This window comes from Flavobacterium sp. LPB0248 (assembly GCF_013388355.1).
In the GTDB taxonomy this organism is placed as follows: Bacteria; Bacteroidota; Bacteroidia; order Flavobacteriales; family Flavobacteriaceae; genus Flavobacterium.
Map to the genome: position 1 here is coordinate 218024 of NZ_CP058246.1, position 14112 is coordinate 232135.

The 14112-nt window shown below is 34.3% G+C and carries 11 protein-coding genes; 7 read left to right on the plus strand and 4 right to left on the minus strand.

The genetic code is table 11. The features are described from left to right. Positions 1-145 precede the first annotated feature (145 nt). Entirely contained in the window at positions 146-1093 is a 948-nt protein-coding gene (locus tag LPB248_RS00840) for an aldo/keto reductase (protein ID WP_218279846.1), read from the minus strand. 194 nt (positions 1094-1287) lie between these two features. On the opposite strand from LPB248_RS00840, the gene LPB248_RS00845 reads away from it, so the two are divergent. Both LPB248_RS00845 and LPB248_RS00850 read left to right on the plus strand, forming a co-directional pair. Continuing rightward, a complete protein-coding gene (locus LPB248_RS00845) occupies positions 1288-1473 on the plus strand; it encodes a helix-turn-helix domain-containing protein (RefSeq protein WP_255462977.1) in 186 nt (61 codons plus the stop codon). 55 nt (positions 1474-1528) lie between these two features. Beyond that, positions 1529-2080, plus strand: a complete 552-nt coding sequence (locus tag LPB248_RS00850) for a hypothetical protein (protein ID WP_177209728.1) — start codon at positions 1529-1531, stop codon at positions 2078-2080. Positions 2081-2132: 52 nt separating this feature from the next. Here the strand turns inward: LPB248_RS00850 and LPB248_RS00855 are convergent, their stop codons facing one another. Then, positions 2133-3491: a hypothetical protein gene (locus LPB248_RS00855; RefSeq protein WP_255462978.1), complete on the minus strand. Its 1359-nt coding sequence runs from the start codon at positions 3489-3491 to the stop codon at positions 2133-2135. Positions 3492-4279: 788 nt separating this feature from the next. On the opposite strand from LPB248_RS00855, the gene LPB248_RS00860 reads away from it, so the two are divergent. Both LPB248_RS00860 and LPB248_RS00865 read left to right on the plus strand, forming a co-directional pair. Next, positions 4280-5197: a type IX secretion system membrane protein PorP/SprF gene (locus tag LPB248_RS00860; RefSeq protein ID WP_177209729.1), complete on the plus strand. Its 918-nt coding sequence runs from the start codon at positions 4280-4282 to the stop codon at positions 5195-5197. Positions 5198-5207: 10 nt separating this feature from the next. Beyond that, the gene (locus LPB248_RS00865; RefSeq protein ID WP_177209730.1) at positions 5208-7139 is read left to right on the plus strand and encodes an OmpA family protein; all 1932 of its coding nucleotides are present in this window, start codon (positions 5208-5210) and stop codon (positions 7137-7139) included. 80 nt (positions 7140-7219) lie between these two features. On the opposite strand, the gene LPB248_RS00870 is transcribed toward LPB248_RS00865, so the two are convergent. Continuing rightward, the gene (locus LPB248_RS00870) at positions 7220-9337 is read right to left on the minus strand and encodes a cation:proton antiporter (protein WP_177209731.1); all 2118 of its coding nucleotides are present in this window, start codon (positions 9335-9337) and stop codon (positions 7220-7222) included. Between the two features lie 3 nt (positions 9338-9340). Then, positions 9341-9916, minus strand: coding sequence for a hypothetical protein (locus LPB248_RS00875; RefSeq protein ID WP_177209577.1), 576 nt, complete (start codon positions 9914-9916; stop codon positions 9341-9343). Here LPB248_RS00875 and LPB248_RS17135 point away from each other — a divergent pair. The 3 genes from LPB248_RS17135 to hepC all read left to right on the plus strand — a co-directional run bounded on the left by LPB248_RS17135 (position 9858) and on the right by hepC (position 13421). Next, positions 9858-10052 (plus strand): hypothetical protein, encoded by a 195-nt coding sequence (locus tag LPB248_RS17135; protein WP_177209732.1) that lies wholly within the window; start codon positions 9858-9860, stop codon positions 10050-10052. The two genes, LPB248_RS00875 and LPB248_RS17135, sit on opposite strands and share 59 nt — an antisense overlap. Before the next feature lie 78 nt (positions 10053-10130). After that, a complete protein-coding gene (locus LPB248_RS00885; protein ID WP_177209733.1) occupies positions 10131-11333 on the plus strand; it encodes a glycoside hydrolase family 88 protein in 1203 nt (400 codons plus the stop codon). Positions 11334-11474: 141 nt separating this feature from the next. Further along, complete coding sequence (gene hepC / locus LPB248_RS00890; protein WP_218279847.1) at positions 11475-13421, plus strand: heparin-sulfate lyase HepC; 1947 nt, start codon at positions 11475-11477, stop codon at positions 13419-13421. Positions 13422-14112: the final 691 nt, after the last annotated feature.

Here is a 14112-nt window from a genome sequence, read left to right on the forward strand (position 1 = left end):
TTTTAAACCATGAGGTTGTTTAAATATGAGCATAGAAAATGAAACTTAGCATTCTTGAAGTTTGTAGAAGTAACATACTAAAAAAAGCCTATTTCTAACGAAATAGGCTTTTTTTTCATGGCTATAATTTGATGCTAAGCATGCTTTAACTCCATTCTGGAAACTGAGTTTTATTTAAATCCAATTTTGCAATCGCTTTCATATCAGCATCATCAAGCTTAAAATCAAATATATTTAGGTTTTCTAGAATATGTACTTTTTGAGAAGATCTCGGAATAGCCACAATACCGCGCTGGTAATGCCATCTTAAACTTACCTGTGCAGTAGTTTTACCGTACTTCTTGGTAATTTGAGTTAATACTTCATTTGTAAAAAGACCGTTTCGGCCTTCTGCAAAAGGCGCCCACGCTTCTGTTTGGATATTATGTTGTTTTAACACCGAGTAATCATTTGTCTGTTGAAAATAAGCATGGGTTTCAATCTGATTAACAACTGGTTTTACTTGAGCATAAGACAAAAGATCAGCTAATTGAACTGTATCGAAATTACTAATTCCAATAGCTTTTATTTTTCCTGCTTTATAAAGTTCTTCCATTGCTTTCCAAGATCCTTTTACATCACCTCTCGGGCGATGTATTAGATACAAATCAAGATAATCAAGTCCTAGTTTTTGAAGCGTTTCTTCAAAACCTTTTTTAGCATTTTCATATCCAGCATCATCAACCCATAGTTTTGAGGTCACAAAAAGCTGTTTTCTATCAATTCCGCTTTGTTTTATTGCTTTTCCTACTTCTACTTCATTCCCATACACTTTTGCGGTATCGATAAGACGATAACCTGCAGATATGGCTTCTACAACAGATTTTTGACATATATCACCGCTTAGCCCATAAGTTCCAAACCCGAGCATAGGCATTTTCAATCCGTTATTCAATTTAACATCAGGAATACCTTTAGCATTTGTATCCATCAATACATTTCCGAATAGTTTAGGCGTACCTAAAATACCCAAGTAAATTCCAGCAGTCGCTAATGTAGTGTTTTGCAAAAATTTGCGTCGGTTTATTTTGCTTTTTTGGTTTTGAGAATCCATGTTTTTTGGTGTATTAGTCAGTTCGTAAATCAATTAATAAAAATATATATTATATTTTAGATACAATATCTATTTTTTTCAATATTCGTAAATTAAAACACTACAAAAACTTACAAAGAACCTGCTTTTACAAAGGTCTGCCATCTTCGCATGGTTTCGATAAGGCGTTCGCTAAGTCCGCGTTGTTTAAGATAATGGGCCAACGAATTATTGTGGAAGCAAAAAGAGAATTGTACCTTACAAACAAAACAGTGAAAGAGATTGCGTATGAATTGGGTTACGATGACGAATACTATTTCAGCAGAGTATTTAAAGGCAAAACCGATATTTCTCCGCAATCGTACAGAGAAACAATAGGTTTTAACCGAGGTGCGTCTTAAAAAATTTAATTGATCCCCATTTATTTTTATTTTAATAATCAAATAACCAAAAACGATGCAAACTGAAAATTTAGAAATTCCGAAAATAAATTTTGATGCAAATGGAGAATTAATAATTATGGCCTCTCCCACTTCATCTAAACATGATTTTGATTTTTTTGAAGGAAAATGGAAACTTCATAATAAAAAACTCAATTCTAGATTATCTAATTGCACTGAATGGACCGAATTTGAATCTACACAAGAAATGTATAAGGTTTTAAACGGAATTGGCAATATTGATAATTTCCTAGCCAATTTTGACGGACAGCCATTTGAAGGAATGACCGTTAGATTGTTTAATCCGAAAAGCAGATTGTGGAGCATTTACTGGGCAGATTCTAATGAAGGACGATTAGATCCGCCAGTTTTAGGTTCCTTTGAAAACAATGTTGGCCATTTTGTTACTAAAGATACTTTTAACGGAAAAGATATTCTTGTGGTTTTCCGCTGGGATGCAAGAGATAAAAATAACCCTGTTTGGAGTCAGGCATTTTCTGAAGATAATGGAAATTCTTGGGAATGGAACTGGTACATGTATATGTCTAAGTTTAATGAAGAAAACTAATAAAAGTAAAGCCGTATCAAACTTCCTGTTGATACGGCTTTCTCATTTTTTATTATATTTCTTTTAAATTTACTTCTTTCTTTTCGCCATCCTTATCAATGGTCACACGCTTCTCAATGTTAGCTTTATCATTATAAGATTGACTAGCTGTACCATAATTGGTTGTAGAACCCTGATAGCCAAAATAATTATAATAATTGGTATATCCAGATACGTATGAATAATTATAAGAATTTGTAAAATCAAAACTCACCATAACCACATAAGTTCCTGGCATTAAATCTGCAAACTCAAAATGTCCCTGATCGTCATATACTTTGGCTTTTTTAACCGAATAACCAAAATCACTATCTAAAGGAACTTCTGGCATTTTTTTCTGTTTTCGAATTTTCTTGTTCACATCTAACCACTCTTCATAATAAGCAGAACTTGGAAAAAGCGTAATTTCCGTTCCTTTTGGAGCATATTGTTTCTTAGCTGTGTTAACTAAACCTCCTAATTTTTTACCAGAATCAGATCTTGCATAAGCAGTACCAATTATAACACCATTACCATTAGAAATCTGTCGAGCAACTTCTTCTTTATTAAATTTGTTTTTAATAGGCTGATAATCTAACTCTTCGTTAACTGTGATTTCCCACATTCCGTTTGCCATAGACATTTCTCGCTGCCAAAGACGGTGGTCTTTTTTGTCTATAATATAATTGTAATAAGCATTGGTGCTTTCTTCCAGAACTGAAACAATCCACGTATCGTGTTTACCAGTTCTCGGAGAATTGTAGACGTAACTTTTAACCTCTTTGATGGTGTAATATTCAACCAGCACATTTGACTCGTCATTATAATAAAATTGCGGAAAACGGCCTTTATAGCCTATATCTAGCGGTAATGTTCCGATTAAATGATCGGTCCAATTGAAGTCAAAAAATTCTTCTTTAGGCTTCAATTTTAGCTTTTTATCTTTTTTGGTTTTCTTTGAATAAAAATTACCTGTAATCGTTTCGCCAAAGTTAAGGTTCAATTTTGCATTCTTCGTTTCATCAGAATAACTAATCGCTTTCAACGTTAGAGCGTCGGCTGTACTAATACGCGTGGTAGGTTTTCCGTTATCTTTGGGAGTGAAAGTATTGTTTAAGGTCAATTGATTGTTGGCTAAAACAATGTCGTAGGTCAATGCTCCCATGTTTTTCCATTCTGTTCCTTTTACATAATAAACGGTATAAAGCGATTTTTCGGGTTTGATATATTTGGTGTTGATATCTTTACTTCCAGGAATTATCTCTTTTTGACTGAATGCAATAAATGGAAGCAGCATCATTGCATATAAAAGGGGTTTTACCAAAATTGCTGTTCTATTTTTTAAAAATGTTAATTTCATTGATAAAAAACTACCTAAACTGTTAACTTTCATTGGAAACTATTTGATTAGGCGCAAATTTACTGACGCTATCTACAGAAAACAATACCTGATTTCATGGTTATTTTCCAATAAGAGCTATATTTAAATCCAAATTAATTCAATTTCATTACTTTTCCTTACTCCCTCTTATTTTGTTTTTATTAATTGCTTTATGACAACTTTTTTCTTCATAGTCATTTAATCTCCTTAAGTCCAAATTAGAGAAAATTGCAGTAGTGTTTTTATAGTTGGAAACACATAAAGTAAATCACAACTATACTTTTTCACAAAATAACACACTACAAACCAGTCACTTAAAAACATTTCACAATACTTATTTATCGTTTCAGAATAGTCAAAATTGTTTCAAATTATAATATGCAACCATTTTTTTGAGGTTTTACATCTTATTACAAATTTCCTATCAACGCAGTCTTATTACAAGATAAGAATAGAAAACACTCATAGATATTCAGATAACAGCAAGAGAACGAAGATGATCCTTAATTACTTTAACAGTTATACCTTTACAAATTCCCTATCTTTATAATCCTACTATAAATCTGTTACAAAAAATATTATCTGCCCTCATTATTTTGTACAAAGAGACATTAAGATAAAATCTTACTATCTAAGATTCTAAGTAATAACTCCGCCTTGTTTTATATATTCCTTTAATTTCGGAAAGTCTACTTAATGGCCGTTATTGGCCAATTCAGAATATTTTAAAATGAAAAATGTAGATGAATAATTAAACTTTAGAAGTTCTCAATGCATCTAACAATTTAACAACAAAAAATATGACAGTAAAACTATTTTTCCTGATTTTAATACTTGCAGCTGTCGAATCCAATGCACAGCAAGATGCACAGTATACTCAATACATGTACAATACCATTAACATAAATCCGGCTTATGCTGGATCGCGAGGCGTTTTGAGTATTTTTGGACTTTACCGCACGCAATGGGTCGGTCTTGATGGAGCGCCAGAAACAAGCAGCTTTTCTATCAATACTCCAATTAACAATAGCCGACTTGGTGTTGGACTTTCTTTAGTCAATGATAAAATCGGTCCCACAAACGAGAATAATATATCGGCAGATGTTTCTTATACCATTCAGACTTCGCCCGATTTTAAACTCTCTTTTGGTATTAAAGGAACGGCCAATATCTTTAATCTTGATGTCAATAAGCTGAATCCAGCAGATCAGGGAGATCCGCAGTTTCAGGATTTAAACAATAAATTTTCACCCAATGTAGGAGCTGGTGTTTACTGGCATTCCGATAAAGCTTATATCGGATTTTCGGTTCCAAATTTCATCGAAACCAATCGATATGATGATAATGATGTAGCTATTTATAAGGATAAAATAAATTACTATTTAATGGGTGGCTATGTCTTTAACCTCGATAAATACCAATATTACAAATTCAAGCCTGCTGTATTGGCTAAAATGGTTGAAGGAGCGCCGCTTCAGGTCGATATCTCTGCCAATTTTATGTTTATTGACCGATTTGTTGTTGGTGTTGCCTATAGATGGAGCGCCTCATTAAGCGCAATGGTCGGGTTTCAAATCACCGACGGACTCTATTTGGGTTATGGCTACGATCGTGAAACCACACATCTGAATAATTATAATTCAGGATCACATGAGATATTCCTGCGTTACGAATTCTTCTCAAACAAAGGCAAAATGACAACTCCTCGTTTCTTCTAAAAAAAATATCATGAAAAATTATACAATCCTCTGCTTAATAATTCTAAATATTTTTTACGGCTATTCGCAAGAATCCAAAGTAAAATCGGGTGATAAAAAATATGATGGCTACGCCTATATCGATGCTATAAAAACGTATGAAAGAATTGCAGATAAAGGATATAAGTCTGAAGATCTTTTTAAAAAACTGGGCAATTCCTATTACTTTAATTCACAATTTGAAGCTGCCGCTAAATGGTACGGCGAGCTATTTGCGCTCAATCCAACACCCGAAGCCGAGTATTATTACCGATACGCACAATCTTTAAAATCAGCTGGACAAACCGACAAAGCCAATGCCATCCTGAATGAATTCAGCACTAAATATAAAAACGATTCCAGAGCAAAACTTTACACAGCAAACACCAATTATTTAGATCAGATTAAAGCCAATTCTGGTCGCTATAAAATTGAAGATGCTGGTATAAACTCCAAATATTCTGATTACGGAAGTTTTATTTACAACAATAAAATCTACTTTGCATCTGCCAGAGATACTGGAAATTTTACCCAAAGAAAACACAAATGGACAGGAGAATATTTTACCAATATTTACAGTGCTGGAATTGATCCGACAACTGGAGCCGCATCAAAAGTCAATAAAATTAAATCACTGCTAAACAGTCGTTTTCACGAATCTACGATTGTATTTACCAAAGATGGAAAAACAGCTTATTTTACTAGAAATAATTTTATAAATGGCAAAAAAGGAAAAGATGAAAATGATATTACACTCGTAAAACTTTACAAAGCCGATTTTGATAATGAAAAATTCAGCAACATCGTTCCTCTTCCTTTCACAAGCGATAATTACAGTACGGCTCATCCTGCGTTAAGTCCCGACGAGAAAACACTATATTTTGCATCAGATATGCCTGGTACCATTGGCCAGTCAGACATTTATAAAGTAAGTATAAAAGGTAACAACAGTTTTGGAACTCCTGAAAATATCGGCCCTTCGATTAATACAGAAGGAAAAGAGACATTCCCGCAAGTAACCACCGAAAACGAAATTTATTTTGCTTCAGACGGACATCCTGGACTTGGCGGTTTGGATGTTTTTGTGGGACAGATTCAATCTAATGGAAGCATTACAGATATTCAAAATCTTGGAAATGATATTAACTCACCAAAAGATGATTTTGCTTATACTATTGATCCAATAACCAGACGAGGTTATTTTAGCTCCAATAAAGATGGCGGACAGGGTTCTGATGATATTTACAAATTTCTCGAAACACGTGTATTAAAATGCCTTCAGGAACTAAACGGTGTAATAACCGATTCTCAAAGCGGTATAGTGTTACCGGGAACGGAATTGATTTTGTATGAGAACCAAAAAATTGTAAAATCGACGATTTCCAATTCTAACGGAGAATATACTTTTGCTGTAGAATGCGGAAAAACGTATATGGTTCGAGCGCATAAAATCGAATATGAAACAAAAGAAGAAATGGTAACCATCGGAAAAGTTTCTGGACAAACTCATCTTCCTATCGCCTTAGACAAATCGATCTGTAAGGTTACAATTGGAGATGACTTAGGAAAATGTTTTGGTATAAAAATGATTTATTTTGATTTGGATAAATACAATATCCGCACAGAAGCCGCTATTGATTTAGAAAAAATATTAGATGTTTTAAACCAATATCCAAATATGAAACTCGATATTCGCTCTCATACCGATAGCAGAGCTTCACACCAATACAATCTAAGATTATCTGATCAGAGAGCAAAATCTACTGTAAATTGGTTGGTTAAAAACGGAGTTGCTAAGAATCGTTTAACAGCCAAAGGATATGGTGAAACGCAATTAGTAAACAACTGCTCAGATGGTGTAAACTGTACGGAAGAACAGCATCAAATGAATCGAAGAAGTGAATTTATTATAACAGGTTTGTAAACTAATCTATTATCTATTGTAAAACGTTTTGATTCTTCACACCAGAAAACAAAAGGCATTTATCTTTCTGGTGTGAATCATTATTTAAAAATATTTCGAATCGCTTTTCCGATTTCAGCAAAATCATCATGACTGCTGACTGATCTTTTTTCGGTATTGTTTGAGGTAGTTTTAGAAAAAGGATAGATTAGCATGAAGTTGTTGTTACTGAATTTCAGATTTAAAAGATCTGGAATATCTCGCATTCGCGAAAAATACGAGTGCATTCCCTTATCTCCCATCATAATAATTAATCCTTCATTTTCTTCAATATTCAGAGCGGTTTGCTGAGCATCTTCCCAATTTTCAAAAACATCAAATGTTGCTTCTATAGAGGCTTTTTTGGCAATTCGTTTTAAGATATTTAGTGTTTTTTCTTTTCCGTAGAAACTCATTTTGGCTCCAGAATTACGGCCAATATTCCAGATTCTCAACATCGAATGAAAAAATCCCGCATCCAATTCGGCATCTGCTGGAATAAAAACCAGATATCTTTTAATAGTTGCTGCTGGCTGAACCGCATGATAGACCATTAAATTGATATTTTTATTTCGCAGATAACCATTATACAAATTGTATACAAATGAAGCCGAGAAGCCTTTTCCGCCTTCTAGACCTACAATAAGATCGGTAATATCTTTTTCTTTTATCACATTGCTTATTCCGCCAGCTGTATCATTGTCATGACGCGTAATTGGATGTAATTCTACATCGGCAGCCGAAGCGGCTTTTATCGCACTTTCTAGTATTCGTTCGGCATTTTTTTCAGAAGATTCATTAGCATCTTCATTAATCACATTTACGGCGTAAAGCTGTTTATTGGATGCCGTTTTTACCATCAAGCCAAGATTTACCATTTTTTCTACCGTAGCTTCATGGTTCACAGCAAGCAGTATATTTTCTTTTTCTTTACTATCACCCGATACTGTATTATCTTTTTCTGCTTGTGCAATGCGTTGTGCACTCGCCATAGACACAAACGATGATATGGTACAGGAAACTAAAATAAGAAGAATACTGCCGTTAAGCACATGTTCGTTTAAAAGTCTTATGGGTTCACCCGCATCATTTTCGCCAATAATTATATTGTAACCAACCATAACAGAAGCTAATGTCGCTGCCGCAGATGCAGAACTCAGTCCAAAAATTAACTGTCCTTCATCATTAGTAAGCTTAAATGTTTTTTTCGTTAGCATTGCCGCAACATATTTTCCTCCTATTGATGCCACCAACATAATTGACGCCACCCATAAAGTTTCCCAACTTTGTATAAATGCATTAAAATCAATTAGCATTCCCACACTGATTAGGAAGAAAGGAATAAAAATCGCGTTTCCGACAAACTCAACCCTGTTCATCAAGGATGACGTATGCGGAATCAGTTTATTTAAAGCCAATCCAGCAAAAAAGGCACCAATAATAGATTCGATTCCTGCCAATTCAGCCAAAAGTGCTGCCAGATAAATCATGACCAATACAAAAAGATATTGCGAGATTTTGTCATCTACAGTTTTAAAAAACCATCTGGCAATTATCGGAAAAATGAGCAGTACAATTAAAGCAAAGACAACCATTGAAACGGATAATTTTACCCAAAAAGCTGTTCCGACTTCCCCTTGCGACATTCCAACAATAGCCGCTAAAACCAAAAGCGAAAGTACATCGGTAATCATCGTTCCTCCTACGGTAATATTAACCGAAAGATTTTTAGCAATTCCCAAACCACTTACCATTGGATACACAATTAAAGTATGCGACGAAAAAAGACTGGCAAACAAAATTGAGGTAAGCAGTGAAAAATGAAGCAAATAATAACCGCCTACAAGCCCTAAAGCAAATGGGACGGCAAAAGTGAAAATCGAAAAGATAATACTCTTCCATTTGTTCTTTTTAAAATCGGCCATATCAATTTCCAGACCTGCTAGAAACATGATATACAAAAGACCTGTAGTTCCTGTAACCACAACACTACTGTCTCTGGAAAGCACTCCAAATCCATTTGGACCAATAAGAGCACCCGCAATAATAAGTCCAAGCAAATGTGGTACTTTTATTTTGTTCAATAAAAGCGGAATACATAAAATAATGATAATTTCGATAAGATACTTTAAAAGAGGATCTTCGATAGGAAAGGTTATATGATGTATACTCAGTAGCATAAATTACTTTTTAGTAGATGGAGTAAGTTCAACTGAGAATTTTGCGATACAATTATCCTGACCCGTTATAGTCTGTGTGCCTTTTATGATATTTTTCTTAATATCATCTAGCACGACGCTCACTTTTATTTTGTTTTTTGAAGAAGCTTCTTTTGCCGAATCAAGGACGATTTTACTTTCTAAATATTGTCCAGCAAAAACACGTTTAATTTCGTTATTGCTTAAAACATTCGTGTACATTCCGGTAGAATCTGACACAAACTCCCAAACCTCGCTGCGCTGATCGCCAATAACATAATTGCTGCAGTTAGATTCTCTACAGATCATTTTGCTATTCCATGCCACTTTAAGATTTTCTGGCCATTCTTTTATTTGAGGAAGTGTGTCTTTTACTTTAGAAATAGACAATAAACTGTCTCTCATTTTTAAGAGCTTATCATAATCTGCTTCTTTATCTTGAAATTGTTTTTCTCTTTCTAAAAGCGCATTTTCACGCATAATAAGTTCCTGTTCTTTTTTATTGCTGCAGGAAGATAAAACAAGTACAAAAAGGATAAAAAAAAGTCTCTTTAAAGTCATAAGAATTGGTTTTGGATTCTACAAGATAAGCATAAAAATCCTTTTTGAGAGCCCAAAAGCCAACAAAAAATGTTTATTTTTTATTTTTAACAAATACACTTTTAGACAAAATCAAAACATTTATAGTAAAAACTGAAACACGGTTTTCGTAGTCCCTTTTAATTTCGCTTTAAAGATATTCAGCCAAACCGAATATCAATAAACCGATTACACTATGAAAAAAACCTTTAACCTATTTCTGGCACTCGCATTTACCGCATTAAATTCTTCTGCAAAACCTGTTCTAGAAGATCCATCGCCACTTTGGTTTACAAAAACGACCGAAGTCATTCATTTTCAGTTAAACAAAGCCGCACAAACTTACAAACCCGGAAAAAATCCGCGATCTGTTAATCCAGACGGAACCGTTCGTCTTGCTGGAATAACCGATTGGACAACAGGTTTCTTTCCAGGAAGTCTTTGGTATGGTTATGAACTTACGGGCGATAAAACAATGGCAGAAGAAGCTAAGAAATTTACTCTTGCTTTAGATTCTATTAGAAATATCAAAAACACGCACGATGTAGGTTTTATGCTGTATTGTTCTTATGGAAATGCCTACAGAATTACGGGAGACAAAATCTATCTTCCTGTTTTGGCAGATGGCGCGGCGAACCTTTATGCACGTTTCAGTCCTGTAGTGGGAACTATCCGTTCTTGGGATTTTCCTTGGCTGCATTATCCAGTAATCATAGACAATATGATGAATTTGGAGTATTTATATTGGAGCGCCAATCAGTTTGATAAACCTGAATATGCTAAAGCCGCCAATACACATGCTTTAACGACTATGAAAAATCATTTTAGAAAAGATTACAGCTCTTATCATTTAGTAGATTATGATCCGAATACAGGTAAAGTTTTACGCAAAAGAACGCATCAAGGTGTTACAGACGAATCTTCGTGGGCACGCGGACAAGCTTGGGGATTGTATGGTTATACGATGTGTTATGCAAACAGCAAAAATCCTAAGTTTTTACAGCAGGCAGAAAACATTGCCAAATTCATTATGAACCATCCTACAATGCCAAAAGACAAAGTGCCAGTTTGGGATTTTGATGTGCATAATGCTTTAGACACCGCAGAACTTGCGCCACGAGATGCCTCGGCTGCCGCTGTTATTGCTTCTGCCCTTTTAGATTTAAGTACTCAGGTTAAGGATGGAAAAAAATACGTTGACTATGCCGAAGAAATACTTAAATCTTTATCATCTGATGATTATTTAGCAAAACCTGGAGAGAATCATTTCTTTTTGTTAAAACACAGCGTGGGTGCTTTTCTGTACAATTCAGAAATTGATACACCACTGGATTACGCCGATTATTATTATTTGGAAGCATTGAAGAGATATGCAGCAATTAAAAAAATTGAAATCTAAATCCAAGAAGTAAAATAAAACTATAGAAAGCTATCTTTGATATGACAATATCATCCAGATAGCTTTTTAATTATAACCACAAATTATCGAACTCACTTAATTAAAAACCTAAATGAAGAATTTAAAGAAAACAGCCATCTTGTGCTTTCTCTTCCTATCTTGGTTCTTGGGCAATGCGCAAGAAAAACCAATAAAAAAGAAAGCTTTGACATTATCAATCTAAACTACAAAGGCTTAGAAAAAGTAAGCAGTTTTTTTAACGCTGCCAAATACGATGCTGCAGCGCAAGAACTGCTAACGTATTATCGCAATAGAAAAACCGTTAAACATCCTGATTTTAATGCTGGAGACGAAAATAGATTTCGAGGAAAAGAAATTGGTAAAGCAAATCAGGAAAAAGCAGATAATGCTCTAGAACATAAATTTCAGCCTCAAAAAGGGTATGGATTTTATGATTACGGAAAAGATATTAACTGGGAATATTGGCCCGTAAAAGACAATGAAGTCCGTTGGCAATTGCACCGCGTTACATGGTGGCTGCCAATGGGAATGGCATATCGCAGTTCTGGAGATGAAAAATATGCCAAAGAATGGATTTCACAGTTTCGCGATTGGGAGAAAAAGAATTACTTAGGAAGTTCTAAAGAAAATGATTCTTTTGCATGGCGTCCATTGGAGGTGTCTGATCGTGTGCAAAGTCTTCCACCTACATTCAATCTATTTGTAAATTCTCCGAACTTTACTCCTGCTTTTTTAATGGAGTTTTTAAATTCTTATAACAAACAAGCCGCATATATTCCGGAACATTATAGCAAAGAAGGCAATCATTTATTGTTTGAAGCACAACGTATTTTGGGAGCGGGAGCATTTTTTCCTGAACTAAAGCAAGCTGAAGCATGGCGCAAAAGCGGTATCGAAATCCTAAACCGCGAAATAAAACTGCAAGTACTTCCTGACGGCATACAATGGGAACTCTCTCCTATCTATCATGTTGCATGTATCGATATTTTTCTGAAAGCTTACAATTCGGCTAAAATGGCTGGCGTAGAAAAAGAATTTCCAGATACTTATTCAAAAACCATCGAAAAAATGATTCTAGCTTCGGCAAGCATGATGTTTCCTAATTACAACAATCCGATGTTTGGTGATTCTTGGTTGGTTGAAAAAGAAAGCCGATTAAAACAGTTTAAAATTTGGTCTAAAGTATTTCCAGAAAATGCACAAATCAAATATTTTGCAACTGACGGCGCTGAAGGGAAACAACCAGATTATCTTTCAAATGCCTTACCAAACGGCGGATTCTATACTTTTAGAAACGGGTGGAACGACCAATCGACTGTAATGATTGTAAAAGCAGGACCTCCAGCAGAATTCCACGCACAGCCAGATAACGGAACTTTTGAACTTTGGATAAAAGGAAGAAATTTTACCCCAGACACAGGCTGCTACATTTATAGCGGTGACGAAGAAGTTACTAAAAAAAGAAATTGGTTTCGTCAGACCAAAGTCCATAGCACTTTGACATTAGACGATCAGAACATGGTGATTACTAAAGCAGAACAAAACAAGTGGCAAACTACGAAAAACCTAGATATTTTAACGTATAACAATCCAAGTTATACCGACTTGAATCATCAGCGCAGTGTTTTGTTTATTGATAATAAATACTTTCTAATAATCGATAAAGCAATCGGAAAAGCAACTGGTAAATTGGGCGTTCATTTTCAGTTAAAAGAAGATAGCAAACCTGTTTTTGATAAAGTAAACAACAGAGTTTATACCACTTATGAAGATGGAAACAACCTTTTAATTCAATCTTTAAATGCTGATAAAATTGCTTTAAACGAAGAAACTGGGAAAGTTTCCTATGCTTATGCTAAAGAACTTTCTAGACCTGCGTTTGTTTTTGAAAAAGCTAAAAATGATGCAAAAACAGAACAATTTATCAGCATCGTTTATCCTTTTGTAGACAAAGCTCCAGACATCAAAATTCAGCCCAACAAAGACAATGATTTTGAAAAAGGAATCATTAGTTTAAACATTCTAATTGATGGCAAAAAAAGCGAGATTAAAACTCGACTAAACTAAACATTACAATTACACTTCTTAAAAGCGCCTAAAAGTAAATTTTAGGCGCTTTTTTATTCAAAAAATTCATTCCGTAGGAATGTCTCGTCGGTAGAATTAAATATAAATCACGATTGTACGTTCCGTAGGAACGTTTGATTAGCCATCAGACATTTTATTTATTCCAAAAAAAACAGGTGTCCCTACAGGACACTATGCTCAACAACGCTATTTTTTTCTACCGACGAGATATTCCTACGGAATATTAAATATTATTATGAATACCGAATTTGTTTTTTATACCCCTCAAATCTTTATAAAAAACATTTTTTCTATTCTTTGTTATTTTAATTTTTTCAATTAATAAGGTTAATCTGAAACTCTTTTGTTCAAATAAATCTTCGGCTCGAATTTGAATTTGTAAAGATAATTTTACGTAACATTTTACTTCCTTTCGCTTAACGTATAAATTTTACGCAAACGATTTAGAGATTGCTCGTAATTGCTAGCTTTGCACCAAAAATTAATTTAGCAAAATACCACTAAACTCAAATTAAACCCTGATTTTAAAGGACTTTAAACATTGTATTAATCAAATTCAATAGTATTTTGGACGCATTCAAAACTGTCATGAAAACCCGATTTCTATATTTGTTTCAATTAAAAATCAAAAAAACATGACTAATCCAAAAAAAATGACCAGGCCTTTACA

Coding starts and splice junctions, on each gene's coding strand:
- LPB248_RS00865 (WP_177209730.1), top strand. CDS start 5,208: ATGAAAAATTATACAATCCTCTGCTTAATAATTCTAAATATTTTTTAC.
- LPB248_RS00845 (WP_255462977.1), top strand. CDS start 1,288: ATGGGCCAACGAATTATTGTGGAAGCAAAAAGAGAATTGTACCTTACA.
- LPB248_RS00870 (WP_177209731.1), bottom strand. CDS start 9,337: ATGCTACTGAGTATACATCATATAACCTTTCCTATCGAAGATCCTCTT.
- LPB248_RS00875 (WP_177209577.1), bottom strand. CDS start 9,916: ATGACTTTAAAGAGACTTTTTTTTATCCTTTTTGTACTTGTTTTATCT.
- LPB248_RS00855 (WP_255462978.1), bottom strand. CDS start 3,491: ATGAAAGTTAACAGTTTAGGTAGTTTTTTATCAATGAAATTAACATTT.
- LPB248_RS00885 (WP_177209733.1), top strand. CDS start 10,131: ATGAAAAAAACCTTTAACCTATTTCTGGCACTCGCATTTACCGCATTA.
- LPB248_RS00840 (WP_218279846.1), bottom strand. CDS start 1,093: ATGGATTCTCAAAACCAAAAAAGCAAAATAAACCGACGCAAATTTTTG.
- LPB248_RS00860 (WP_177209729.1), top strand. CDS start 4,280: ATGACAGTAAAACTATTTTTCCTGATTTTAATACTTGCAGCTGTCGAA.
- LPB248_RS00850 (WP_177209728.1), top strand. CDS start 1,529: ATGCAAACTGAAAATTTAGAAATTCCGAAAATAAATTTTGATGCAAAT.